At 35.8% G+C, this 25548-nt stretch carries 25 protein-coding genes; 8 read left to right on the top strand and 17 right to left on the bottom strand.

Annotation, left to right across the window (positions count from 1 at the left end; all coding sequences use genetic code 11):
* Positions 1–276: 276 nt before the first annotated feature.
* The 5 genes from ACQVD9_RS04220 to ACQVD9_RS04200 all read right to left on the bottom strand — a co-directional run bounded on the left by ACQVD9_RS04220 (position 277) and on the right by ACQVD9_RS04200 (position 5101).
* Positions 277–978: an ABC transporter ATP-binding protein gene (locus ACQVD9_RS04220; protein ID WP_264747619.1), complete on the bottom strand. Its 702-nt coding sequence runs from the start codon at positions 976–978 to the stop codon at positions 277–279.
* Positions 978–1745: a high-affinity branched-chain amino acid ABC transporter ATP-binding protein LivG gene (gene livG, locus ACQVD9_RS04215; protein WP_264747618.1), complete on the bottom strand. Its 768-nt coding sequence runs from the start codon at positions 1743–1745 to the stop codon at positions 978–980. The genes ACQVD9_RS04220 and livG overlap by 1 nt, the downstream gene beginning before the upstream one ends.
* A complete protein-coding gene (gene livM, locus ACQVD9_RS04210) occupies positions 1742–2995 on the bottom strand; it encodes a high-affinity branched-chain amino acid ABC transporter permease LivM (protein ID WP_264747617.1) in 1254 nt (417 codons plus the stop codon). Before livM ends, livG begins: the two co-directional genes overlap by 4 nt.
* Positions 2992–3903 (bottom strand): high-affinity branched-chain amino acid ABC transporter permease LivH, encoded by a 912-nt coding sequence (livH, locus tag ACQVD9_RS04205; RefSeq protein WP_264747616.1) that lies wholly within the window; start codon positions 3901–3903, stop codon positions 2992–2994. The genes livM and livH overlap by 4 nt, the downstream gene beginning before the upstream one ends.
* An 85-nt stretch (positions 3904–3988) precedes the next feature.
* Positions 3989–5101: a high-affinity branched-chain amino acid ABC transporter substrate-binding protein gene (locus ACQVD9_RS04200; RefSeq protein ID WP_264747615.1), complete on the bottom strand. Its 1113-nt coding sequence runs from the start codon at positions 5099–5101 to the stop codon at positions 3989–3991.
* A gap of 245 nt (positions 5102–5346) precedes the next feature.
* Between ACQVD9_RS04200 and ACQVD9_RS04195 the strand changes: the two genes are divergently transcribed.
* Positions 5347–6120 carry an SDR family oxidoreductase gene (locus ACQVD9_RS04195; protein WP_264747614.1) on the top strand — a complete coding sequence of 258 codons (774 nt, stop codon included), beginning with the start codon at positions 5347–5349 and terminating at the stop codon, positions 6118–6120.
* Between the two features lie 141 nt (positions 6121–6261).
* Here the strand turns inward: ACQVD9_RS04195 and satP are convergent, their stop codons facing one another.
* From satP to ACQVD9_RS04135, 12 genes are all read right to left on the bottom strand, one after another.
* The gene (gene satP, locus ACQVD9_RS04190) at positions 6262–6822 is read right to left on the bottom strand and encodes an acetate uptake transporter (RefSeq protein ID WP_264747613.1); all 561 of its coding nucleotides are present in this window, start codon (positions 6820–6822) and stop codon (positions 6262–6264) included.
* A 300-nt stretch (positions 6823–7122) separates the two neighbouring features.
* Positions 7123–8781, bottom strand: a complete 1659-nt coding sequence (locus tag ACQVD9_RS04185; RefSeq protein ID WP_264747612.1) for a cation acetate symporter — start codon at positions 8779–8781, stop codon at positions 7123–7125.
* Positions 8781–9131 carry a DUF485 domain-containing protein gene (locus tag ACQVD9_RS04180; protein WP_264747611.1) on the bottom strand — a complete coding sequence of 117 codons (351 nt, stop codon included), beginning with the start codon at positions 9129–9131 and terminating at the stop codon, positions 8781–8783. The genes ACQVD9_RS04185 and ACQVD9_RS04180 overlap by 1 nt, the downstream gene beginning before the upstream one ends.
* A gap of 288 nt (positions 9132–9419) precedes the next feature.
* On the bottom strand, positions 9420–10436 hold the full coding sequence (gene murB, locus ACQVD9_RS04175) for a UDP-N-acetylmuramate dehydrogenase (protein WP_264747610.1): 1017 nt from the start codon (positions 10434–10436) through the stop codon (positions 9420–9422).
* Entirely contained in the window at positions 10433–10891 is a 459-nt protein-coding gene (locus ACQVD9_RS04170) for a low molecular weight protein-tyrosine-phosphatase (RefSeq protein ID WP_264747609.1), read from the bottom strand. Before ACQVD9_RS04170 ends, murB begins: the two co-directional genes overlap by 4 nt.
* Entirely contained in the window at positions 10891–11658 is a 768-nt protein-coding gene (kdsB, locus tag ACQVD9_RS04165; protein WP_264747608.1) for a 3-deoxy-manno-octulosonate cytidylyltransferase, read from the bottom strand. Before kdsB ends, ACQVD9_RS04170 begins: the two co-directional genes overlap by 1 nt.
* Positions 11655–11840: a Trm112 family protein gene (locus ACQVD9_RS04160; RefSeq protein WP_264747607.1), complete on the bottom strand. Its 186-nt coding sequence runs from the start codon at positions 11838–11840 to the stop codon at positions 11655–11657. The genes kdsB and ACQVD9_RS04160 overlap by 4 nt, the downstream gene beginning before the upstream one ends.
* Positions 11841–11897: 57 nt before the next feature.
* Positions 11898–12893 carry a tetraacyldisaccharide 4'-kinase gene (gene lpxK, locus ACQVD9_RS04155; RefSeq protein ID WP_264747606.1) on the bottom strand — a complete coding sequence of 332 codons (996 nt, stop codon included), beginning with the start codon at positions 12891–12893 and terminating at the stop codon, positions 11898–11900.
* Position 12894: 1 nt separating this feature from the next.
* Positions 12895–13332 carry an ExbD/TolR family protein gene (locus ACQVD9_RS04150; RefSeq protein ID WP_264747605.1) on the bottom strand — a complete coding sequence of 146 codons (438 nt, stop codon included), beginning with the start codon at positions 13330–13332 and terminating at the stop codon, positions 12895–12897.
* A complete protein-coding gene (locus ACQVD9_RS04145) occupies positions 13329–14036 on the bottom strand; it encodes a MotA/TolQ/ExbB proton channel family protein (RefSeq protein WP_264747604.1) in 708 nt (235 codons plus the stop codon). Before ACQVD9_RS04145 ends, ACQVD9_RS04150 begins: the two co-directional genes overlap by 4 nt.
* A 67-nt stretch (positions 14037–14103) precedes the next feature.
* The gene (locus tag ACQVD9_RS04140; RefSeq protein ID WP_264747603.1) at positions 14104–16323 is read right to left on the bottom strand and encodes a DNA internalization-related competence protein ComEC/Rec2; all 2220 of its coding nucleotides are present in this window, start codon (positions 16321–16323) and stop codon (positions 14104–14106) included.
* Positions 16324–16327: 4 nt separating this feature from the next.
* Entirely contained in the window at positions 16328–16858 is a 531-nt protein-coding gene (locus tag ACQVD9_RS04135; protein ID WP_264747602.1) for a DUF4124 domain-containing protein, read from the bottom strand.
* A gap of 169 nt (positions 16859–17027) precedes the next feature.
* On the opposite strand from ACQVD9_RS04135, the gene ACQVD9_RS04130 reads away from it, so the two are divergent.
* The 7 genes from ACQVD9_RS04130 to ACQVD9_RS04100 all read left to right on the top strand — a co-directional run bounded on the left by ACQVD9_RS04130 (position 17028) and on the right by ACQVD9_RS04100 (position 25547).
* Complete coding sequence (locus tag ACQVD9_RS04130) at positions 17028–18365, top strand: UDP-glucose dehydrogenase family protein (protein WP_264747601.1); 1338 nt, start codon at positions 17028–17030, stop codon at positions 18363–18365.
* Positions 18362–19708, top strand: a complete 1347-nt coding sequence (locus ACQVD9_RS04125) for a flippase (protein ID WP_264747600.1) — start codon at positions 18362–18364, stop codon at positions 19706–19708. Before ACQVD9_RS04130 ends, ACQVD9_RS04125 begins: the two co-directional genes overlap by 4 nt.
* Before the next feature lie 75 nt (positions 19709–19783).
* The gene (locus tag ACQVD9_RS04120; protein ID WP_264747599.1) at positions 19784–20518 is read left to right on the top strand and encodes a class I SAM-dependent methyltransferase; all 735 of its coding nucleotides are present in this window, start codon (positions 19784–19786) and stop codon (positions 20516–20518) included.
* 2 nt (positions 20519–20520) lie between these two features.
* Positions 20521–21771 carry a hypothetical protein gene (locus tag ACQVD9_RS04115; protein ID WP_264747598.1) on the top strand — a complete coding sequence of 417 codons (1251 nt, stop codon included), beginning with the start codon at positions 20521–20523 and terminating at the stop codon, positions 21769–21771.
* Between the two features lie 159 nt (positions 21772–21930).
* Positions 21931–22716, top strand: a complete 786-nt coding sequence (zipA, locus tag ACQVD9_RS04110; RefSeq protein WP_264747597.1) for a cell division protein ZipA — start codon at positions 21931–21933, stop codon at positions 22714–22716.
* A gap of 54 nt (positions 22717–22770) precedes the next feature.
* On the top strand, positions 22771–25119 hold the full coding sequence (gene ligA / locus ACQVD9_RS04105; protein WP_264747596.1) for an NAD-dependent DNA ligase LigA: 2349 nt from the start codon (positions 22771–22773) through the stop codon (positions 25117–25119).
* On the top strand, positions 25116–25547 hold the full coding sequence (locus ACQVD9_RS04100) for a hypothetical protein (RefSeq protein WP_264747595.1): 432 nt from the start codon (positions 25116–25118) through the stop codon (positions 25545–25547). Before ligA ends, ACQVD9_RS04100 begins: the two co-directional genes overlap by 4 nt.
* Position 25548 lies beyond the last annotated feature (1 nt).

The raw sequence follows: 25548 nt of genomic DNA, 5'->3' as shown, positions 1-25548 counted from the left end.
TTGCAAAATAACTTAAGTAAGTAATAAAACTCGCAAATATAACAGAATTTGTTAATAATTGTGATTTTATTGCAACTCTTAAGTGCAACCAATGTGGTAAGAAGGTTGCAATATAGACCAAGTAAAGGATAATTTTTTAGTAACTAAGTTTTAATAAATGTTACCGATTGGCCTAATAATTATTGCTAGTTTCTTTTGAAAACTAGCAATAAAGTTGCAAGAATATAAATAATAGACCGGTAATTAACTATAAAGTGCCCAAAAACATGAATATAGTTAGCCCCCTAAATAAGCGTTACGCACTTCTGGATCAGTTAATAAATCATGACCACTGCCTTGCATAACAATATGACCATTTTCTAACACATAAGCACGATCGGCTAATTTAAGTGCTTGATTAGCATTCTGTTCCACTAAGAAAACAGTTACGCCCTCTGCCCTCAATTGCTCAATAATAGCAAAGATTTGTTGAATAATAATGGGGGCTAAACCTAAAGAAGGCTCATCTAACAATAATAATTCAGGCTTACTCATCATTGCCCGACCAATGGCCAGCATTTGTTGCTCACCACCAGACATTGTTCCTGCACGTTGTGTAAAGCGTTCCTTTAGACGTGGAAACAACGTTAATACTTTGTCCATTTGCTCGTCATAATCTTTACTACTGGCGAAAAAACCACCCATTGCAAGATTTTCTTCAACGGTTAAGCGTGAAAATACGCGGCGTCCTTCTGGAACAACGGCAATGCCTTGTCGCATAATATGATGGGTTGGCTGCCCCACTAACTCTTCACCTTTATAAAGGATACTGCCACTCTGCGCCCTAGGTGAACCACAAAGCGTCATCAATAAAGTAGATTTACCTGCACCATTAGCACCAATTAGGGTAACAATCTCCCCCTTTTCAACACTAATAGAAACATCATGCAGCGCCTGAATTTTGCCATAAAAGGTAGAAACTTGATTAATGGTTAACATTATTCCTCCCCCAAATAGGCTTTAATCACTTCGGGGTTATTACGTATTTCCTCAGGTAATCCTTCAGCCAATGGCTTACCTTGATTAATCACCACAATATAATCTGAAATAGTCATCACTAATTTCATATCATGTTCAATTAATAATACTGTTACATTGTAGTCATCACGTAATAAGGCGATTAACTCTTTTAAATCTTCTGTTTCTTTAGGGTTTAAACCAGCAGCTGGCTCATCTAGCATCAATATTTCTGGTTTGGTCATCATACAGCGAATAATTTCAAGACGACGTTGTTGCCCATAAGCCAAAGTACCTGCTGTGCGATTAGCCACATCGATTAAGCCTACTTTTTCTAACCATTGGCTAGCATACTCTAATGCTTTACGCTCACTTCTTCGGTAACTAGCTGTTTTTAAAAGACCACCAATAAAACTAGTATTTAAATGACGATGTTGTGCAATTAACAAGTTCTCAATAGCTGTCATTTCAGAGAATAAACGCACATTTTGAAAGGTTCTGACTACCCCTTTGCGTGCTACCTTATGACCCGCTAACCCTTGAATTTGCTCTCCTTTTAAAGTGATGGTGCCACCTGTAGGCTTATAAAATCCTGTTAAGCAGTTAAATACTGTAGTTTTACCTGCCCCATTAGGCCCAATTAACGAAAGAATTTGTTTTTCTTTAACTTTAAAACCAACGCCATCAACTGCTAATAAACCACCAAAACGCATCGCTAAATCTTTAACTTCTAATATTACTTGACTCATCGGCGCTTTAACTCCAGATGGGGTCTTTGCATAGGTAGTAAACCTTGTGGACGCCAAATCATAATAACAATCATACTAAGTCCAAAAATTAGCATACGATATTCTTGAAACTCTTGCATATTTTCTAACAGCCCCATAAAAATAGCCGCTAGAATCACCCCCAGCTGTGAACCTAAGCCACCTAAAACAACAATAGCAAGAATCATTGCTGAGCCTAGAAAGGTAAAGTCACCCGGATAAATAGTGCCTTGTTTAGCGGCGAAAATACAGCCTGCCAAACCAGCAAAGCTAGCTCCAATAGTAAATGCAGACAGTTTAATTAAGGTAGGATTTAGCCCTAAAGCACGACACGCAATTTCATCTTCACGCAATGCTTCCCAAGCTCTACCAATAGGCATACGAATTAATCGATTAATCACAAATAAAGCAAGTAATACAAATAACAACAGAATAATATAGATAAATATCATTCTATAATCACTGCTGAACTTTATTCCAAAGAACTCATGGAAAGTAGTTACTCCCTCTGGTGCTCGTCGGCTAAAAGCAAGACCAAAGAAAGTAGGCGCATCCACTGACATTCCCCTTGGGCCATTGGTAAATTGTGTTAGATTATTCAGTAAAATTCGAATAATCTCACCAAAGCCTAAAGTAACGATGGCTAAATAGTCACCTCTAAGTCTTAAGACAGGAAAACCTAATAATAAGCCAAAAATAGCAGCAGCTAATCCAGCCAAAGGTAATGATGCCCAAAATCCAAGGCCTGCAAACTCCATTAAAAAGGCATAGGTATAGGCACCCACTGCATAAAAACCAATATAGCCTAGATCCAACAAGCCTGCTAAACCTACTACAATATTTAGACCTAACCCCAATAAGGCATAAATAAGAATAGTGGTAGCTGTGGTCATAATTACCTTAGACCCCATAAAAGGAATAAGGAATGCCACAATAATTAAAGCTAGCATTATCCATATTTGGGTTGACTGCATGGTTAATTTAGCTTTAAGGCGGAGAGGGATAAATGAAGAGTTAGGATGACGTGGAAATTTAGCGGTTAATAAATCACGAGCAATACACCAAACAAACATGGCTAGAGCAGCAATGGCAATCAGCCATAGGGTTTTGGCATCAGCACCTTCAACAACAAAGCCTACTCCTTGCCCTGTTAACTTAAGACCAAACACCGAATAAGCTAAAATAACCACTAATAAGGCATTAATAAACGCCATACGAATGGATTTATTCATACCTTTTCTACCTCTGGTCGGCCTAAAATGCCTGTTGGCCTAAATAGTAAGATAAGCACTAATAAACTAAAGGCCACCACATCTTTATATTGGTCTCCCAAGATATCGCCACCAAAAGCTTCTGCTACCCCTAATACTAAACCACCTAACATAGCACCTGGAATACTGCCAATACCACCTAACACAGCCGCAGTAAATGCTTTTATACCAGCTAAGAAACCCATATTGGTATTAATCACACCATATTGCATACCTAGTAGTACAGAAGCAACCGCTGCTAACATGGCACCGATAACGAAGGTTGAAGAAATAACCGTATTGGTATTAATACCTAATAAGTTAACCATCTTCATATCTTGTGAACAAGCTCGACAGGCACGACCTAAACGTGACTTAGCGATAAACACACTCAAACCAATCATGGCAATTAAAGTCACTATCCAGATAAATAATTGCATATAGGAGATCATTAACTGTCCCCCTGCTAGCTCTAAATTACCTGAAATAAGGGGTTGAATAGATTTATCGTCAGTACCTTGACCTAATTTCACATAGTCTTGTAAAAAAATAGACATACCAATAGCGGTAATCAGTGGAATCAAACGGTTACTACCACGTAAGGGGCGGTAAGCCACTCGTTCAATACTGTAACCATAGGTACAGGTGACAATCATACTAAGAATAAAAGCACCTATGATTAATAAAGGGACACTTTCTAAGCCCATCATACTAAGGCCCAGCAAAGCAATAAACGCTATATAAGAACCGATCATATAAACTTCGCCATGAGCGAAGTTAATCATACCTATAATGCCATAAACCATCGTGTAGCCGATGGCTATTAATGCATAGGTACTACCTACAGTTAAACCATTTATTAACTGCTGAAGATAATGGTAATAATCCATAGTTAACCTTATTTAATTTTTATATTACTACTAGTCAAAGTCCTATAAAAAGTAGGTAGCATACCTACCTACTTTTACAAATAAATTATTTGGCTAGTGTTTTACTACCATCTTTATGCCACTCATAAACAGAGAATTGGAAACCGTTAATATCACCTTTTTTATCAAAAGAGATATTTTCACCCAATACTACATCAAATTTCTCACTATGAATTACATCAGCTACTTCTTCTGTATCTGTTGATTTTGCTTTCTCAATACCTTGTGCAATCACTTGTACCGCTGCATAAGCAGGTAATACGAAAGCGCCAGCCGCATCTACTTTTCTAGCTTTTAATGCTTCTACTACAGGCGCATTACGTGTATCGCTATCTACAGATCTTGGTAAAGTAACCAATAAACCTTCTGAAGCTTCACCAGCGATAGCTGATAACATTGGGTTACCAGCACCTTCAGGCCCCATAAATTTCGCATTCAAGCCTTTTTCTTTAGCTTGGCGAAGTAACATACCTAATTCTGGGTGGTAACCACCAAAATAAACAAAATCTACATTCTCACGTTTTAGTTTAGTAATTAAACTAGAGAAATCTTTATCCCCTACATTAATACCCTCAAAGGTAATTACTTTAACGCCTTTACCTTCTATTGCCTCTTTAAACGCTGTAGCAACACCTTCACCATATTGTTGTTTGTCATGAATAACAGCTACCGCTTTAGGTTTAACTTTTTCTGCTACATAGCTAGCCGCTACAGGTGCCTGCATATTATCTAAACCGATAGTACGGAACACCATTTGATAACCACGCTCAGTAATTTCTGGTGCAGTGGCTGATGGGGTAACCATTAACACACCATCTTCATCATAAATATTAACAGCTACTTGAGTAGGGCCTGAACAAGTATGACCTACTACAAATTTAACACCATCATTAACAATTTTATTAGCTACTGCTACGCCTTGTTTAGCATCACACATATCATCATATTTAACTGCTTCTAATTTAGCACCATTAACACCGCCTGCTTTATTAATTTCATCAACTGCTGCTAATGCGCCAGCAAAAACCATATCACCATATTGTACAACTGGGCCAGTTACAGGGCCTACAACACCAATTTTAATAGTTTCTGCGGCCAAGCCATAACCACTGAAACCAATAAAGGCCATCGCCGTTAGTAATTTTGAGAAATGATTCATTAGATAAACCCCATTAAATTTATTTATTTGATGCCTACTCAATTGATTTATATAGAATAAGCAATTTAACTTTTAGAAAACATAAACAATTAACTTTTTCCGTGATTATCTTCATTTAATTGTTATATTCATTTTTAACTTTACTCAACTATCATAACAAAAAGATACACTCTGCATGCAGTAGAATTTTATAAACATGCTAGAGTAAACTTATAACTACATAATCTTATAAGGAATTATTTATTTTGGCAAAAACTATCTTTATTACTGGTTGCTCAAGTGGCATAGGATTGACTTCAGCCCATTATTTAAAGAGTCTTGGTTTTAGGGTCATAACCTCCTGTCGCAAAGAAAGTGACTTTAATAATTTACAACAACAAGGGTTTGAAGTTGTTTTATTAGACTTGGATAGCAGTGAAAGCATTCACAAAGCTAGCTTACAAATCTCAGAAATGACCCAAGGCAGACTTTATGGTCTATTTAATAATGCAGGTTTTGGTATTTATGGGCCTTTACAAGAAATTAGTCGTGAACAGCTAGAGAAACAGTTTTCTACCAATGTATTTGGCTTACATGAGTTAACTAATAAGCTATTACCACTGATGTTACCCCATAATGAGGGACGTATTGTACAAACCAGTTCAGTGATGGGATTTGTGGCCACTGCTGGACGTGGTGCTTATGCTGCCAGTAAATATGCGGTGGAAGGTTTAAGTGATGCTTTACGTTTAGAATTACATAGCACAGGTATAAAGGTGAGTTTAATTGAGCCAGGACCCATCAAAACATCGTTTTCTAAAAATGTAAATCAAGTAGATGAACAAAATAAAGTGGTAAACCCAAGCATTGCTGCTAAATTTTCATTAACAGCAGATGATGTTATGCCCTATCTAAAACATGCTTTCACCCATCCTAAACCTAAAATTCGTTATCGAATTACTATGATTAGTAAAAGTATGTGGCTAGCTAAACGCTTATTGCCTAGTAGTTGGCTAGATAAGATTTTATTAAAGAAATAATTGCGTAGCTTACAAAGCCGTAAGCTACTTATAGCTATTTCTATATAATTTTAGACGAGGCGAATGACTGAAGACAGTACAACTAGTACGGCAAAGTCATTCAACGACGTATAAAAATATAGAGTAATAGCTATATATTATTTATGCACCTATTGGCAATACAGTTCTACCATATTGCTCATTAAGTACTTCGGCCATGGCTAAATAAATAGCACTTGCACCACAAATAATTCCCTCAAAGCCAGCAATGATTAGAATTGTTTTACTACCAATAATATTACCTATAGCCAATAAAAAGAATAGTACCACTAAACTACCAAACACAAACTGTAATGCTCGATTACCTTGTAATGTACCAAAGAACATAAATAAGGTGAAAATGCCCCATAGCCCTAAGTAAATACCTAAAAAGCTTGCATCTGTTGCAGAAATAGCACCTGATAAGGGTAAATACCAAACACCTACTAATGTTAACCAAAAGCAACCATAGGAAGTAAAAGCTGTGGCACCAAACGTATTACCTTTTTTATATTCCAAAATCCCTGCAATAATTTGCGCAATACCTCCATAGAAAATCCCCATTGCGACGATAGCAGTTACTACTGGAAAAAAGCCAGCATTATGAATATTTAATAACACGGTGGTCATACCAAATCCCATTAAACCAAGTGGTGCTGGATTTGCCAATGTTGCTGTTGTCATCTTTATAAACCTCTTTATTATTTTAAAAATTACTTAGTTTTATAGTGCATCATTATTATTTTTCTCTGCTGATTATAAATATGAAATCTTTTCCTTATAATCACCAATTCAGTTTATTAGATTAAAGTTTTATATGCAATCTTTAATGATTTTAATTAACTAAAAGTAGAGGTTACTGACTATTGAGGAAAATAAAGAAATAAACATGTAAACTCAATCACCCAACAAATTTATATTATTTATTATGGCTAAATAAAAAATACCAGAAGATAACTTCTGGTATTTTTTTATCTATTTAAGTTAGTGAGAAACTGCACCACTGGCGCCTATTCCTGTTTGCGAGCGAATAAACTGTGGTAAGAAACGTGCACGCTCTTGGTGTGCCTGACTAGACTTGTCAGTAACAGAGAAGATCCAAACCCCCATAAAGGCAACAAACATGGAGAATAAAGCAGGATATTCATAAGGGAAGATTGCTTTTTCATGCCCTAAGATTTGCACCCAAACGGTTGGCCCTAAGATCATTAACACAACAGCAGTTGCTAATCCTAAACCACCGCCCCAGAAAGCACCACGAGTGGTTAAGCCTTTCCAGTACATCGATAAAAACAGAATAGGGAAATTACAACTAGCAGCAATGGAGAATGCTAATCCCACCATGAAGGCAATATTTTGCTTCTCAAATAGAATGCCTAATAATACAGCAACGATACCCAACGCTAAGGTAGCAAGACGAGTTACTCGCATTTCAGTTCTTTCACTCACTTTACCATCTTTAAGCACACAAGAATAAAGATCATGAGAAACAGCCGAAGCACCTGCGAGTGCCAAACCTGCAACTACTGCTAAAATAGTGGCAAAGGCAACCGCTGAAATAAAGCCAAGGAACAAGTCACCACCCACAGCATGAGCAAGATGCACAGCGGCCATATTATTACCACCTAACAACTCACCTGTTGGGCTATGGAAAGCTGGGTTACCTGTTACTAAAATAATAGCGCCAAAGCCAATAATAAAAGTTAGGATATAGAAGTAACCAATAAAACCTGTGGCATAAAAAACGCTCTTACGAGCTTCTTTGGCACTACTAACGGTAAAGAATCGCATTAAAATATGCGGCAAGCCTGCTGTACCAAACATTAATGCAAAAGCCAATGAGAATGCAGAAATAGGATCAGGTGCTAATCCACCAGGGAACATAATAGCATTACCTTTTGGATGTAACTCAATAGCTCGATTAAATAAAGTACCTAAATCAAAATTAACTGCTACCAGTACCATAATCGCCATAAAGCTAGCACCAAATAATAACAATACTGCTTTAATAATTTGCACCCATGTGGTTGCTAACATACCGCCAAACAGTACATACAGCACCATTAAGATACCTACTAGTACTACAGCAATATGATAATTTAAGCCGAATAATAACTCGATTAATTTACCTGCACCTACCATTTGTGCAATCAAATAAAGTGCTACTACAATCAACGAACTAAACGCTGACAAGGTACGAATTGCACGTTGTTTTAGACGATAAGAAGCCACATCGGCAAAGGTAAATTTACCTAAGTTACGTAAACGCTCGGCAATCATAAATAAAATTAATGGCCATCCCGCTAAGAAACCAATGGAATAAATCAAGCCATCATAGCCAGAGGTAAAAACCAGTGCGGAAATACCTAAGAATGAAGCTGCTGACATAAAGTCCCCAGCAATTGCGAGACCGTTTTGAAAGCCTGTAATTTTACCCCCCGCGGTATAATGATCAGCTTTTGACGTATTGCGCTTAGCTGCCCATTTAGTAATATACAAGGTTGCTGATACAAAGATTAAAAACATCACAATGGCTGACAAATTGAGTGGTTGTCTCTCAACAGCACCATCAATAGCTCCAGCAGCTTGCACCATCGTTGTACACAGTAGCAGAATACTGATTTGTAATATTCTTGTTATCATTATTTTGTCTCCTGCATATCTTTTAGCGATTCAACGACTTCTTGATTTAAACGATCGAAATCACCATTGGCTTTGTAAACATAGATTCCAGAAAGAGCGATGGCTAATAAAATTAAACCAATCCCCATAGGAATTCCATAAGTAACAGAACCTCCCTCAAAAATAGGTGTTCCAACAAATTTAGGTGCATAAGCTAATAGCAGAATAAATGAACAGTAACTCCCCAACATTATACTAGACAATACCCAAGCAAAAACTGAACGTTGCCGAACCAGTTTTTCAAAGGTAACATTTGACTCAATTTTTTGATAATGCGTCGAAGCATCATCATTGTGAACGACATTTGACATATCTACTTTCCTCATACTTATTATTATTACTATTAACAGTTTTTATTTTTATAATTGCGTCTAAAGTATAGAGAGGAACATTTTGGTTGGTAACTGCTACATTAGTCCAATATTACATAAATAATAATTTTATAATATTGAAACTAAAATAAATTTTATAAACACAGAAATTGACAATTATTGTAGTTTTTTTAGCTAATGGTTAGTTAGCTAAAATTTTAATTTTATTTACAATATTGCCAAAAATATTTATTTGTTTTAACTGGTCTAATATTCTAGATAAGTTCTCTACAACACAATAGGTTCAGGCTCTAATTCTATATCAAACTTTTGCTTAACAATCTCTTGTATTTTTTGAGCAAAAGCCAACACAGCTTTTCCACTAACATTGCCATAATTGACTAATACTAATGCTTGTAGAGGGTAAGTGCCAATATCTCCCTCTTGCAATCCTTTTAAGCCTGCTTTGTCAATAAGCCAACCAGCCGCTAACTTAACCTGCTTAATAGCATAAGGATAAGTGACTAAATCTGGGTATTGTTGTTTCAATTGTTCTGCCTTTTCTAAGCTCACAATAGGGTTTTTAAAGAAACTACCTGCATTACCTAATTGTTTTGGATCTGGCAAACGTTGTTGACGCGTTTTAATAACTATATCACTGACTTGTGCATAGGTTAATTGATCAATCTGTTCAGGTAAATTCTGCTGTAATGCTGCATAACCTATATGTATTGGTGCTTTATAATCTAGCTTTATTTGAACCTTAGTAATAATCCATTGCTCTGGTTGATGTTTGAACAAACTATCCCGATAACTAAAACAACATTGTTCTGTAGTAAAAGTATGTAGCTCACCTGTTAGTCTATTTAACGCCTGTACTGAGTGACAAACATCCTTAAACTCAACACCATAAGCTCCAATATTCTGTACAGGTGCAGCGCCCACTGTGCCATAAATTAAACTTAGATTTTCTATACCACCAAGACCTTGTGCAACAGACCAACGCACCAGTTCATGCCACACAACGCCTGCTGCCACCTCAACAATAGCAACAGAAGCTTGTTGTTCAATGATCTTTATACCTTGGGTTTGTAGCACTAACACCAACCCATTGATATCTTTGGTAAAAACCACATTACTACCGCCACCTATCACTGTTACAGCTTGATTATTGGTTTTTGCCCAAAGCAATGCTTGCGGTAATTCTGTAACGTCTTTTACAACTAATAGATAACGAGCTTTAACATCAATCCCAAACGTATTAAACGGTTTTAAGGAAACATTTTCTGCAATGGCTAAGTTCACAATTGTTCCTGAATGCGTTTAACAATCAAATCACAATTTGCTTCTAGTTGTTCAAACATAGCTTTAAAGTCTTGCATATCACCATAATAAGGATCTACAACTTCTGCTTTTCGTGTGTCAGCATAATTTAAAAACAAATCAACCACTGCTGTTTTTTGTGGCATTTGTTTTAATGCAATGAGATTACTGTTATCCATACCTAAAATCACATCAAAACGAGCAAAATCTTCCGGCTGAATTTGTCTAGCACGTAATCCAGAAATATCATAACCTTTAGCTTTGGCAGTTTGCTGTGCTCTCTTATCTGGAGCCTCACCCTCGTGCCAACCACCTATTCCTGCTGAGTCTACAGTCACCTTATCAGCTAATCCTGCTTGTTTTAATTTTTGGCGAAGAATACCTTCTGCCGAAGGGGAACGACAAATATTCCCCAAACAAACCATTAAAATACGCACTATGCTTGTTCCAATATTTGTCTAATACGTTCTAAATCATCCATCGTATCTACGCCTGCTGGTGGCACTTCTAGCGCATCACCCACATGAATTTTTACGCCATTCCATAACGCGCGTAACTGCTCTAATGACTCACAGCGCTCCAACCAACAAGAGCCCCAATTAACATAATCATGTAAAAAGCCTGCACGATAAGCATACAGACCTATATGACGACGGTAAGGAATGCCATCAGGTAATAATTCTGGATTTTCTAGCATTGCATCTCTAGCCCACGGCATAGGGGCACGACTAAAGGTTAATGCATAACCATGACAATCAGTAACTACCTTTACAAAATTAGGATTAAATAAACCATCTAATTCTTTAATAGGCTCAGATAACGTAGCAATAGCTGCTTCATTAAACAACGCAAGATTTTCAGCCACTTGATTGATAATACTTGCAGGTATTAAAGGTTCATCACCTTGTACATTAACTACAATATCATCATCTGCCAACCCTAACATAGTGGCTACTTCTTCTAAACGATCAGTGCCTGAACGATGATCACCCCGTGTCATTAATACGGGAGCATTAAAAGCCTCACAAGCCTCTTTAATACGTGAATCATCCGTAGCAATATAAACTTGCTTTGCACCACTCTCTATTGCCCGTTCCCATACATGCTGCACCATTGGTTTACCTGCTATTGCTAACAATGGTTTACCTGGTAAACGTGTTGAACCATAGCGTGCAGGGATAACAACAATAAAAGGTGTACTCATTTAGCTAATCGCTCATCAGTCGTTAAGGTACGTGCTTCATCGACGATCATCACAGGAATACCATCACGAATAGGATAGGCAACACCTGCGCCTTTGCTGATAAGTTCTGTTTTGTCTTTGCTAAGTTCCAAAGGTCCTTTACAAATAGGACAAGCCAATATGTCGAGTAAACTTTGATTCATTGTAATAACCTCAATAGTGAGTTACTGGCAAAATTATTTGGCTTATTATAAACAGTTTTAGCCAACAAGCTCGGTAATTTTTTGATCAAACCATTTCACAAAAGCCATAGAGGGCTCTGTTGTTACTTTTAAATACCACCAATGCGGTTGAGCAAAATCTTTACATTTCACCGCATCTTTCTCAGTCATGACAACAGGATATTGATCTGTAAAATTTAAAGTAGTTTTATCGAAAACAGCGTGGTCGTTAAAAGGATGTTCAAATACCTTCCAATCAAATTGCTGTAATGTTTTAAAGAATCGCTGAGGGTTACCAATACCTGCCACTGCATGAACTGATTGTGCTGCTTTAAAATAATCCAGTGACTGTTGCTCACCTGTTAATACATTAATTAACTGGGTAGGCTGTAAATGCATAGCATAACCATCAGCAGTGTCTTGTTCAGCCCCATTATAAATAATGGCATCCACAGACTTTAAACGATTTGCAGGCTCACGTAGTGGCCCCATAGGTAAACAATAACCATTACCTAAACCCCTAGCGGCATCTATCATCACTAATTCTAAATCACGGGCTAACTTATAGTGCTGTAGACCATCATCACATAAAATAATATCTATTTTTTCAGTTGCTAGTAAATGCTTAACTGCATTGGTTCGATTAGGATCAATCACTAAGGGAACTTGAGTCCTTTTAACAATTAATAAAGGCTCATCCCCTGTTTCACTGGCAGATTGGTTTTCTTTAACACGCCATGGAAATTTAGAGGGCTTTGCACCATAACCACGACTAACCACGCCCACCGTTAATCCTTTACTTCTACAGTAATCAATTAACCATAGAATCATCGGTGTCTTACCTGTTCCCCCCACTGTAATATTACCTACTACAATGATAGGAACAGGCGCTCGATAAGCTTCTTTTTTACCTGAAAGATAGTCCTCTCGACGTTTTAGGACCTGCTTAGCATATAATTTCGAAAAGGGGCTAAGCCAATAGAAAGGCTTCCTTTGCCCATACCATGATGCCACTAAGCAATCACTAAAAGACATATTACTGATCAGACTCTACAGTGACTAAACGTAATTTAGAAAAGCCTAATTGCCCTGCTGCCGACATTGCTGTAATAACTGCCTGATATTTGGCATTAGCGTCCGCCGTCACTAACACAGGCAAATCTCTATTACCTTTAGACTCAGCTATCATTGCCTCAGTTAATGCATCTTCTGTTGACTGTAGTAATACACGACCATTCACCGCATATTTGCCGTCATTACTAATGGTAACCTCTAAACGATCTACATTAGCAGAGGTAATTGGATTATGAATACTTGATTCTGGAAGCTCGATAGTTAATTGGTTTTCGCGAGTAAATGTTGTAGTTACTACAAAAAATAACAAAAGCACAAAAATAATATCTATCAACGACGCTAAATTGATGAAAATTTCATCACGGGCAGCTCCATTACCCCGTCCTCTTTTAAATCTCACGTTGATTCGCCTCGAGCTTCTGATGCTTTACTCACTGGTTTACCAGTTTTACGCTTTTTAGTTGGCTTAACATCTGGTGCATAGGTTGTTTCTCTTTGGTTATAACTATCATCAATCGCATCAACTAATCTAGTTACATTTTGCTCCATGGTTACCACTAACTCATCTACTTTACGTAATAAAAAGCGATGAAAAAATACCGAAGGAATCGCCACAATCAAACCTGTGGCAGTGGTTACTAACGCCATAGCAATACCACCAGCTAATTTAGATGAATCTGGTGCACCACCACCTAAAAAAGCACTAAAAATCTCAATAAGACCAAAAATTGTACCTAATAATCCCAATAATGGCGTAATAGCAGCAATTGTACCTAAGGTATTTAAATAGCGCTCTAAATTATGAATAACAAAGCCACCTGCTTCTTCAATGGCTTCCTTCATTTGTTCGCGACCTTTATGAGCAGTTGACAGTCCAGCCGCTAAAATTTGTCCTAGTGGAGAATCATTTCTTAACTCTTCTAAGCGTAAATGATCTATTTGGCCTGATTTAAACCAAGTCCATACTTTACCCATTAATGGTGCAGGTGCTACTTTTGTTGCTCTTAAAACAATCAGTCGCTCAATAATAATGCCCATTGCTACAATAGAGCAAAGGATTAATGGGAACATCATGATCCCACCTGCTTTAACTAATTCCCACACAGTTTTTACGCTCCCTTCTTAAAATAACAACTTTATCACAAGGCTAACCTATAATGATAAACTGATGTCATTGTTTTCGCCAAAAATATTTTGTATCACGCTGCCTTGTAGCAGATTGAAATGTACCTAAGTTAATCTGTAAAGCACCTGCTAATGCTGTATCCTCAACCTTAGCTCCCACTTTTTGATAACGCTCCAGAGTGGCTAAGTTTGGATGATTAAATGGATTTAACCATCCTCTTGAAACAATTATATATTGAGGCTTTGTAGCCGCTAAAAAGTTCCATGATGAACTATTCTTACTACCGTGATGTGGCACTAATAGCCAATTAATCTGCCTGTTATTTTCTGCAAACCAAGCTTGTTCAGCTTTACTTGAAATATCACCTGTTAATAATAACGTTTCACCCTTTGCTTCTACCAATAATACGCAAGATGCATCATTACCCTTTGTTGCTGCTGACCACTGCCATAATGAGAATTTTACCCCATCCCACTGCCAACTATTATTTTGACAAGGGTGAGTCATTAATTCACTCACTAATTTATCTGGCTCACCACTTATTAACTGTTGCACGGTTACACGCTTAGTAATTGCTTGTAGTCCGCCTGCATGATCTGTATCTGCATGAGAAACAACTATTTTATCGAGTAGTTTAACCCCTTGTCGCTGTAGAGAGGGAGTAATAATCCTCTCTCCCAAATTAAAATCACCAAAACTGGGACCTGTATCATATAATAAGCTATGATTTTTAGTTCTCACTAATACGGACAACCCTTGTCCTACATCAAACACTGTTACTTCTGCTTGATCTTCTTTAATATTTACTGTGTTAACAAAAAATAATGGCAAACAAAAAACTATGCCAAATACTCGAAGTAATGCACCTCTTGGTAACAATATTAAAAATACGCCTAAAAAAGCTAATAAAAAAGCCCACCAAGGAGGCATAGGGGCTACCCAAGCAGGTACTACTTCAGCAACAAAAGTCAAAATAATAAACATTAACTTTAAAGTATAACCCGCCAACCAAAGCAATAGTGCGCCTACATAGGGAATACCTATGAGTAAAGTCCCCAATAATGCAAAAGGTACAATAATAAAACTAACAATAGGTACTGCTATTAAATTGGCAATAGGGCTGGTTAAACTAACAGGCAATAGCAAAACCAATAGTACAGGTATTAAACCTATGGTAATTGCCCACTGAATGTTTATAGCACTTAACCACCAATTGTTATAATTCAGTCGCCCTGAAAGCAACAATAATAAGATGGCTACTGCACTAAACGATAGCCAAAAACCAGCTTGTAAACTGGCTAAAGGGTCTGCAATAAGAACAATAGCTAAAGCCATTAAAAACGGTGTGGCTACCCCTAAATGACGAAACCTTAAACGCCATAACAACACGAGTGCCAACATAATACAAGCACGCTGTACAGGTACTTCAAACCCTGCCAATAAACCATAAGCTAAAGCACCTAACATAGCTAAACCACAAGCTATAGGTAACCATGGTAGTCTTTTAGGCCACCACCCTAAACGCACTAAGCCTGCTATAAAAAAATAAAGAAATCCTGCTAATAACGTAATATGCTGCCCCGAAATAACCATTAAATGGACAGTGCCCGTTTCTTGTAATACTTGCCATTGACTTCTAGATAATGCAGAACCATCACCTAATACTAAAGCGATTAATCCTGCTGTTTGGTTAGCAGTATCTTGTGCTAACATTTTTTGACGTAGTTGATAACGCCAGTTAATAATATTGGTGTTTTCTTGTAAACGTTGTGCTTGTTTAACCGTACCTGTTGCACCAATATGCTTGGCTGTTAGCCATGCTTCATAATCGAAAACATACGGGTTAATTGTTCCTCTAGGGTATTTTAATCTTACTTGTAGACGCCAAGACTCCCCAGTAGCTACTTGTTCACCTTTATACCAAGCAAGCCTTATATTGGTAGGTAACTGAATATCTTGTGCTTTGGCATTTTTTAATTGAAAGCGAATAACCTGTTCAGCTTGCTCTGGTAAACCAGCTATAGTGCCCTCTATCCATATTGTTTTGCCATCTAATGCTGGATTTAAACGATCATTAATGGTTTGACTTGCCCCATAACATCCCCATGCAATACCTATTAACAGCATGCCTAGTGGATAAAGTCGCCAAGGTAATAAAGTTAGCCCCACACAAGCCAATATGATACAAGCTGAAAGTGAGGGTAACGCAGGAAAAAAACGAATAGATAACAATCCAATGATAAAAGTTATTAACGCTATCCGCATGTGATTAATTTATATTATCTTCAATAGGTTGTTCTTCATAAAAAAATTCTTCATCACTATCCATATAATCATGTCGAATATTAATAACACATCCTTCTAGTAAAGAAATTGTCACCATTTCATCATTATCATCTTGGAACAATACTTTATTACCATCAGATGCTATAGGCGCTCCCCACACTTTAATAACATCTGCTAAATACATGCCTAATACCACTTGTTTAGTCTGCACAAGACGGTTACGCTGCACTTGATCATATTTTGCACAATATGTTTTCCTAATTTGTGCTGGTGACATACGATAGCGTATTTTGTCTGCAACTGTATCATCTACTACTACAGGTATTTTTTGTAACTCCACACTTCCTTTGCCTTGCTCATAACTCGTTACATCACCCTCGCCCATCATTGTTTCTGCACAGGGTTTATCAGAAAAAATACGTTGCCCCTGAGAGTCCACACAATAGTGAATACTTGCTTCAGCAGTTATTGTGAAACATAGTAAAAATAATAAATAATAGTAAATCCTTTTCATCTTACTTCTTCATTAATAACAAGTTTTATTAATCTATCACAAAACGGTGAAAGTTTTTTAATATTAAATTAACCCAATGGTATAATTTTCTAATTTCCATAGGTATATTGTTAAGTAGCGATTTTAAAGCCTATTTCTTTTTAACCTAAATAGTGAGTAAAAATACACTATGAATATTACAGTCTTTGGTACAGGGTATGTAGGTTTAGTACAAGGAACCGTTTTAGCAGAAATAGGACATGATGTTACTTGTGTAGATGTTGATCCCACTAAAATTGAAAATTTAAAAAAAGGGATTTTACCTATTTTTGAACCTGGCTTAGATAGTTTAGTTAAAACTAATTATCAAGCAGGCCGTTTAAAATTTACCACTGATGCAAAAGAAGCAATAATCAATAAAGAGATATTCTTTATTGCTGTTGGAACCCCTCCAGATGAAGATGGTTCTGCAGACTTACAATATGTATTAGCTGTAGCAAAAACTATTGCTACACATATGACCAATAATAGTATTATTATTAATAAATCTACTGTCCCTGTTGGCACCGCTGATAAAGTGTCAAATTGTATTACAGAGGTTTTAACAAAAACTAATCGAACAAATTTACAATTTACTGTTGCTTCCAATCCCGAATTTCTAAAAGAAGGTTCAGCAGTTAATGATTGCATGAGGCCAGACCGTATTATTATTGGCACGGATAATCTTGAAACTGAAAAAACCTTACGTGAACTTTATGCTCCATTTAACCGTAATCATGAAAAAATTATTGTCATGGATATTCGTAGTGCTGAACTCTGTAAATATGCTGCCAACTGTATGCTTGCTACTAAGATTAGCTTTATGAATGAAGTGGCTAATTTGGCGGAAAAATTAGGCGCTGATATTGAAATGATTCGACGGGGTATTGGTTCAGATCCTCGTATTGGTTATCACTTTATTTATGCTGGTGCAGGTTATGGGGGTTCTTGTTTCCCCAAAGATGTTAAAGCCCTCATTCGTACAGCAAATGAAATAAATTTTGATGCAAAACTATTATCTGCTGTAGAAGAACGTAATAACATACAAAAACATGTTTTATTTGAAAAAATTGATCAACATTTTCAACATAATTTAAAAGATAAAACCTTTGCTATTTGGGGATTAAGCTTTAAACCCAATACTGATGATATGCGAGAGGCATCTAGCCGTAATTTAATGGAAGCTTTATGGCAAGCAGGCGCTAAAGTTAAAGCTTATGACCCTAAAGCAATGCAAGAAACCTATCGTATTTATGGTGACCGTAATGATCTTATACTTTGTCAAACAAAAGAAGATGCCATAGAAAATGCTGATGCTTTAGTTATTGTTACAGAATGGCAAGAATTTAAAGCCCCTAGCTTTGTCACTATCCGTAATACACTAAAACAGGCTGTAATTTTTGATGGTCGCAATCTTTACGCATTAGAGAACATGAAAAAACTAAACATTACTTATTATTCTATAGGTCGCCCAACAGTTAATTCATGAAACTAATTCCTAACCATATCAAAAATAAATTATCGCAAAAGCCTTACTTAAATAAAATAATTAATAATATGGGCTGGCTTTTTTTCGATAAAATTTTCCGTATGGGTGTCGGATTATTTATTGGCGCATGGATGGCACGCTATTTAGGCCCAGAACAACTTGGATTATTAAATTATGTGCTAGCAATTATAAGTTTTTTAGTTGTTATTGCAGGCTTTGGTCTAAACAGCATTACTGTTAAAGAGTTAGTTAATGAACCTAAATTAACTAATATAATTATGGGAAGTACATTTTTTATACAAATAGTGACTTCTGTTCTCGCTTTTTTAATCCTATTACTTTTAACTTTTATTTTATTTACAGATAATACTTCAAAGGTTATTGCAATCGTTATTGGCTTTTCATTGCTCTTTAAAGCTAGTGATGTAATCCGTTATTTCTTTGAGTCTCACACTCAATCTAAATACATTGTATGGTCTGAAAACTGTTCTTTCGTGATTTGTAGTCTATTAAAAATAATTCTAATTCTCTGTAAAGCCTCATTACTTGCTATTGCCAGTATTTTTTTATTAGATGCGTTTATTATCAGTAGTTTAATAGTCTTTGCTTATCTCAGTAGAAAACAACAAATAACTACTTGGAAAATTGATTTAAATTATATTAAAAAAATAATAAAACAGTGTTGGCCTCTTATACTTTCAGGGCTAACCATCATAATTTATATGCGTATCGACCAAGTTATGTTAGCCCAGATGCTAGATTATGAAGCTGTAGGGCTTTATACTGCTGCCACAAAAATTAGTGAAATTTGGTATTTAATTCCAATGATTATCATGTCATCTGTAACACCAACACTAATTAAAGCTAGGGCAGTTAATGAAGAAAACTATTACTCCAAATTAAAACTTATTATTAACATTTTAGTTATTATCTCTATTAGTATTGCTATTATTACTAGCTTTCTTGCACCTTATATTATTTATTTTCTTTATGGCGTCCAATATCAAGCATCTGCAAGTATTTTAATTATCCATATATGGACTGGTGTTTTTGTTAGCTTAGGTGTAGCCTCATCACAATGGTTTGTAATTGAAAATTTACAACTATTATCACTATATAGAACACTTTGTGGCGCCATTGTAAATCTAGTAATGAATTTTCTACTAATTCCTATAATAGGAGGTTTAGGGGCGGCAATATCATCACTTATTGCAATGGCATGCACTGCTCTTATATATGATTTGTTTAATCGTCAAACTAAGATGTTTTTCTATATGAAAATAAGGTCATTTAATCTTTTTCATACCATTAATTTACTTATGAAATATATTAAACAAAAATAACCCACATGGTATATTAACTTGTTAATATACCATGTGAAATATAGAATAATTTCTAAAATTTATAGGAAATACTTTATGAATAAAAATCCAAGTTATTCTTTTAGCAATAATTGGTTTCAGAACAATATAGCAAAATGGTCTGAATTAATTCCACTCTATCAAAACAAAAAAACTTTGTATTTAGAAATAGGCTCATATGAAGGACAAAGTACTTTTTGGATGATGAATAATGTGCTGCGCCATCCAGATTCGAAAGCAGTTTCAATTGACACCTTTGAAGGCAGTATGGAGCACGACTCAGGAACATTTTCTACATTCATGCATAATGCAAATGTTTGGCAATCATCAAGTGCTGAAAAATATATTTTTATAAACTCACAGTCTTCTATTACACCAGTAGATAGATATAAACTAACCATTTTACAAGGAAGTAGTTTAGATATAGATACTAATTATCGAGTATTTTCCATACAACAACAATTTGAAAGTAATTTCGATATAATCTATATTGATGGCTCACATCGCTCACCCGATGTTTTATCTGATGCAATTTTTGCTTTTAAACTATGTAAAGTAGGTGGAATTATTATTTTTGATGACTATAAATGGAAAGCTTATAAAGAAGATTTTAATAATCCTAAACAAGGAATAGATTCTTTTCTAAAAAATTATAGCAATGAGCTTGAAATTATTTATAGTAGCTATCAAATTTGGGTTAAAAAAACGACACCAAAATTAACTGAATATAAAAAACTAGCACCACCAAATCCGTTAATAATTAAGTTAAAACAAATTTTTAGGCTATCATAATTATGGCTAAAAAAATATCTTATGCTTCTTATATTATCCTTTTCATCATCATTTTATTCTTTATGTGGGGACAAACGAAAGATGAGGAAATGCTACCTGTTGTAAAAGAGCAACTTTCCAATATCATTCCCAAAACAAATATTCCTAATGAACAAAATGCTTTTGTTGCTATGGCTGGATTTAATGTACTACATTCTGAAAATATGGTAACAGAAGGTTTAAAGGCCATTCAAAAAGCAATTCATACGACAGAAAAAACGCCATTTGAATACAATATGGGTTTTGAAGCAACAAAAGCACAAGAAATAAGTACACTGTACCAATTACCTTGTGATGCTAACTTTATAAATACACAATGCTTAAATGATATTACTCAACAAGCCCCTTTTATTCGACAATTAATGCAAGAACAAAAAGGTTTTATTAATAATTATTTGTCATTACAAAAATTCTCTGAGTTTGCTCATATCCTACCCGCTAATCTTAATAGCTCTGTACCTTATCAATATATAAGTAGCGTATCACAACTATTAACAGCCAATGCCATTCTAGAAATTAAGTCTGGAAATATAGAAGAAGGAGTCTCTTTCTTAATAAATGACATAAAATTTTATCGTCATATGTTAAATAACAAGCAACGAAATATAGAAGATACAGTTATTTTTATTAATATGCTAAATCAGCATTATTTTGTATTGGATAGATTGGTTCATTCTGGTGTAAATCTTGCCCCTTATTTATCTGATCTAACGACTTTATTAACCCCCCTATCCTCACAAGAAAGAAACTTAGTATGGACATTAGAAAATGAACGAAACTATCAATTAATTGTTCAAACTTCCTTGAGTCATTTTTATTTTTACACTGGCAATAGTGAAATTAGTGGTTGTTATAATGACAGCTGTTCATTTAGTCGTTATTTTTCAAGATTACTTTATAAGTTTAATGGTACGCTAAACGCTGTTTATTTAGATTGGCAACCTGCCATAGATTTTGCAGAAGCAGATTATCCTTTAGATAATAATTTTCTAGAGAAATTACAAATATTGCAAGTGACAGAAAAAAATCATCACACTATAAACACTTATCGATTATATGAGCGTTATGGTTTTTTCTTTTTCAAAAATCATGTTGGTGAGAAACATAAAAATACTATTTACTATGAAGAAGGTTATACCAATATCTTTATAAAAATGTATATTTTGAATAATGCTATAAATCAATTAAATACTGCCATACAAAAAATTTACTAAAATATTTTTTGAAATATAATTGATTAATGGTTAACTGTTATGATTTTAAAATAAAGGTATCATTATCATTTGACTAGTGCAAATAAGCTATTCTTGTTTTTACATAATATGCGATAATTCATATAATTTAATAAACTAACTACCACTAAGGGAGATTTAATGGACATTGGGTTGCGTGAATTGCTAATTATTGTTGGCATCATAGTTATTGCAGCCATTCTGTTCGATGGCTGGCGTCGTATAAGAGGTAGTCGTGGGAAATTAAGGCTTGATCGAAACTTAAGCCCTTATTACGACAATACGGATGACCCTAAATCAAAATCTAAAAATCCTAAATCCTTTTTTTCAGAAACAGAAAATGAAGAGGAGGATGTTCCATTTTTATCAACAAAAGATGAATCAGATTCTAAACCCTCCAAACAAGAACAACAGATTAGCCTAAATCTTACAGATGAAGAAGCTCAATATAATAAGCATAGTCCTAAAACAGAAACAGATAATAAGCCACAACCTATAGAAGAAGTATTAATTATTAATGTAGTATCTCTTGATTCAGAAGGCTTTAAAGGCCCTGCATTATTACAAAATATTTTAGAAAGCGGTCTACGTTTTGGTGAAATGGATATTTTTCATCGTCATGAAAGCATGACGGGCAATGGTGAACGCTATTTTTCTATGGCTAATGGGGTAAAACCTGGTACTTTTGACCTTGATGATATTGATCACTTTTCTACCCGTGCAGTTAGTTTCTTCCTAGGTTTACCTGGCCCCAAACACCCTAAACGTGCATTTGATGTAATGCTAGCCGCTGCTCGTAAATTAAGTAACGAGTTAAATGGTGAATTACACGATGACCAACACAGTGTTATGACAGCCCAAACCATTGAACATTATCGGCAACGTATCGTTGATTTTGAACGCCGTAAACTCAAAAAGAAATATTAAGCCTACTTTTAAGGAGCTGTAACAAATAGCTCCTTTTTCCCCTTTGGTACTACTATGTTGACAAAAGAACAAGCTATCTTACGTATAGAGCAACTTCGTAAAGAACTTAATCATCATAGTTATCAATACTATGTACTTGATAACCCTACTATCCCTGATGCTGAATATGATCGTTTATTTCGTGAGCTACAAGCATTAGAAGAACAATACCCTGAATTAAAAACTACTGACTCACTGACTCAGCGAGTGGGGGGTGAAGCATTACCCCAATTTAATACGGTACAGCATGAAGTCCCTATGCTAAGTCTTGGCAATGCTTTTGCAGAAGATGAATTAAAAAACTTTGATCGACGAGTTAAAGAAGGTTTATCAACTTCTGCTGAAATTGTCTACTGCTGTGAACCTAAATTAGATGGTTTAGCAGTAAGTCTGGTTTACGAAAATGGTATTTTTATAAGGGGTGCCACTCGTGGTGATGGTACTACAGGTGAAGATATTACAGCTAATATCCGTACCATCCGCAATATTCCTTTAAAACTACATGGTTCTGGATGGCCTACTCGACTAGAAGTTAGAGGTGAAGTTTATATGCCTCGAGCAGGTTTTGAAAAACTTAATACCTCAATCTTAGCCAATGAAGGTAAACCTTTTGCTAACCCCCGTAATGCAGCGGCAGGTTCACTTCGCCAATTAGACTCAAAAGTAACTGCTACTAGACCCTTAACCTTCTGTTGTTATGGTTTTATTACAGAAGATAACGAATTAGCTAATACTCAACAGCAAGCATTACTACAATTAAAAGAATGGGGTATCCCCATTAGTCCTGAATTAAAATTAGCCACAGGCTTTACCGAATGCTTTAGCTATTACCAAGATATTGGTCAACGACGGGATAATCTTGGCTATGATATTGATGGTGTAGTGTTTAAAGTTAATCAAATCGAAGATCAACAACAATTAGGTTTTCGTTCTCGTGAGCCACGTTGGGCTATTGCCTATAAATTCCCTGCTCAAGAGGAAATCACTGAACTATTAGATGTTGAATTCCAAGTTGGTCGTACAGGTGCTGTAACCCCTGTTGCTAGATTAAAACCTGTGCATGTTGGCGGTGTTATTGTTTCTAACGCTACCTTGCATAATATGGATGAAGTAACTCGACTAGGCTTAATGATTGGTGATTCTGTAATTATCCGTCGTGCAGGTGATGTTATTCCACAAATTACCAGTGTTGTATTAGAACGTCGTCCTAGTGATGCCAAACCTGTACAAATTCCTGAACATTGCCCAGTTTGTGGTTCAATGGTTGAACGTACGCAACTTATAAAGCGTAGTAAAGGACAAGAGCACATTTCAGAAGGTGCTATTTATCGCTGTACGGGTAGGCTATCCTGCCCTGCTCAAGTTAAACAATCTATTATTCATTTTGTTTCTCGTAAAGCTTTGGATATCGATGGTTTAGGCGACAAAATCGTTGAGCAATTAGTTGATAATCAATTGATAAGTTCGCCTGCCGATTTATATCAGCTTACTTTTGAACAAGTCATTGAACTGGAAGGTTTTGCAGATACTTCTAGTAAAAATCTATTAGCCGCTATTAATAATAGTAGAAAACCTGACTTAGCAAGATTTATCTATGCCTTAGGTATTCCCAATGTAGGCGAAAGTACCGCCAAATTATTAGCTCGCTCTTTTGGCTCACTAACGCGTATTAAACAGGCTTATCCTGAAATACTTACTTCACTACCTGATGTTGGTTTAGAAGTGGCTTATGAAATTAATAACTTCTTTGCAGAAGACCATAATCAACAAACACTACAGCAATTATTAAATTATATTGAATTACAAAATGAAGGTGATATTGCTGAAAATTTAACAGCCAGTTTTACACTCGCAGACTTACTAAAAACGTTAAATATATCTTTTATTGCGGATACTACTGCGGAACGTTTAACAAAACGTTTCAATACCCTTGAAGCGATTATAAAGGCTGATAAAATTGATCTATCTGTAGTAGACAAACTATCAGAACGTGCAGCGAATAGTTTACTGGATTATTTTAAACAACCTCAAAATGCAGATAAAGCAAGGGCTATAGAAACTCAGTTAAAAGATTTTGGTATGCATTGGCAAAGTGAACAAAAGCAAACCAAGCAGAATTTGCCTCTTGCAGGTCAAAGTTGGGTACTAACAGGCACACTGCAAACCATGAAGCGTGATGCAGCCAAACTGTATTTAGAGCAACTAGGCGCGAAAATAGCAGGCAGTGTTTCAGCAAAAACATCCGTAGTCGTAGCTGGAGCTGATGCTGGTTCTAAACTCACGAAAGCTAACGAGTTAGGCGTTGCTGTTTGGGATGAAGAAGCATTAACTAATTTATTGAAAGAAAACGGGATAACATTGTGACAGTTGATGAAACAAAACCTAAAAAGGGCGCTAGGCTAGCAAATAAACGTCGTATTATTACTATCCTAATTCTTTTGCTATGTTCTTTTATTTTTGTGGCTTGGCAAGAAGCACCTAAGCTTACTATTCACAATACTTCCAATGAGCCACTACTTTATATGGTAAAAGTAAATGGTAATGAATCATCTGTGGGAAGCATCCCTGCTAATACAGAATTTACAATCAACTTACCTTTTATTAAAGGTAGAAATGCTGCCATTTATTTTCAAGCCAAAACAAGCGATAAAGTAATCAGCTCTTTAGCACGTACGGGTTACTTAGGTGGCATTAACTTTTACATTCAACCCGATTTTAATATCAGCATGGAACCCACGCCAATAGGCTTTGCTACAGAAAAACAAGAAGCAGATGAAACTATTATCAAGTAAT

It is taken from the genome of Entomomonas sp. E7T21, from assembly GCF_058693955.1.
The sequence above is the reverse complement of the archived record's forward strand: the minus strand, read 5'-3'. Positions and strand labels throughout refer to the sequence as shown.

Excerpts from the sequence above, each read along its gene's own strand:
- ACQVD9_RS04220 (WP_264747619.1), bottom strand. The coding sequence starts at position 978 with ATGTTAACCATTAATCAAGTTTCTACCTTTTATGGCAAAATTCAGGCG.
- livG (WP_264747618.1), bottom strand. The coding sequence starts at position 1,745 with ATGAGTCAAGTAATATTAGAAGTTAAAGATTTAGCGATGCGTTTTGGT.
- livM (WP_264747617.1), bottom strand. The coding sequence starts at position 2,995 with ATGAATAAATCCATTCGTATGGCGTTTATTAATGCCTTATTAGTGGTT.
- livH (WP_264747616.1), bottom strand. The coding sequence starts at position 3,903 with ATGGATTATTACCATTATCTTCAGCAGTTAATAAATGGTTTAACTGTA.
- ACQVD9_RS04200 (WP_264747615.1), bottom strand. The coding sequence starts at position 5,101 with ATGAATCATTTCTCAAAATTACTAACGGCGATGGCCTTTATTGGTTTC.
- satP (WP_264747613.1), bottom strand. The coding sequence starts at position 6,822 with ATGACAACAGCAACATTGGCAAATCCAGCACCACTTGGTTTAATGGGA.
- ACQVD9_RS04185 (WP_264747612.1), bottom strand. The coding sequence starts at position 8,781 with ATGATAACAAGAATATTACAAATCAGTATTCTGCTACTGTGTACAACG.
- ACQVD9_RS04180 (WP_264747611.1), bottom strand. The coding sequence starts at position 9,131 with ATGTCAAATGTCGTTCACAATGATGATGCTTCGACGCATTATCAAAAA.
- kdsB (WP_264747608.1), bottom strand. The coding sequence starts at position 11,658 with ATGAGTACACCTTTTATTGTTGTTATCCCTGCACGCTATGGTTCAACA.
- ACQVD9_RS04160 (WP_264747607.1), bottom strand. The coding sequence starts at position 11,840 with ATGAATCAAAGTTTACTCGACATATTGGCTTGTCCTATTTGTAAAGGA.
- lpxK (WP_264747606.1), bottom strand. The coding sequence starts at position 12,893 with ATGTCTTTTAGTGATTGCTTAGTGGCATCATGGTATGGGCAAAGGAAG.
- ACQVD9_RS04140 (WP_264747603.1), bottom strand. The coding sequence starts at position 16,323 with ATGCGGATAGCGTTAATAACTTTTATCATTGGATTGTTATCTATTCGT.
- ACQVD9_RS04135 (WP_264747602.1), bottom strand. The coding sequence starts at position 16,858 with ATGAAAAGGATTTACTATTATTTATTATTTTTACTATGTTTCACAATA.
- ACQVD9_RS04130 (WP_264747601.1), top strand. The coding sequence starts at position 17,028 with ATGAATATTACAGTCTTTGGTACAGGGTATGTAGGTTTAGTACAAGGA.
- ACQVD9_RS04125 (WP_264747600.1), top strand. The coding sequence starts at position 18,362 with ATGAAACTAATTCCTAACCATATCAAAAATAAATTATCGCAAAAGCCT.
- ACQVD9_RS04120 (WP_264747599.1), top strand. The coding sequence starts at position 19,784 with ATGAATAAAAATCCAAGTTATTCTTTTAGCAATAATTGGTTTCAGAAC.
- ACQVD9_RS04115 (WP_264747598.1), top strand. The coding sequence starts at position 20,521 with ATGGCTAAAAAAATATCTTATGCTTCTTATATTATCCTTTTCATCATC.
- zipA (WP_264747597.1), top strand. The coding sequence starts at position 21,931 with ATGGACATTGGGTTGCGTGAATTGCTAATTATTGTTGGCATCATAGTT.
- ligA (WP_264747596.1), top strand. The coding sequence starts at position 22,771 with ATGTTGACAAAAGAACAAGCTATCTTACGTATAGAGCAACTTCGTAAA.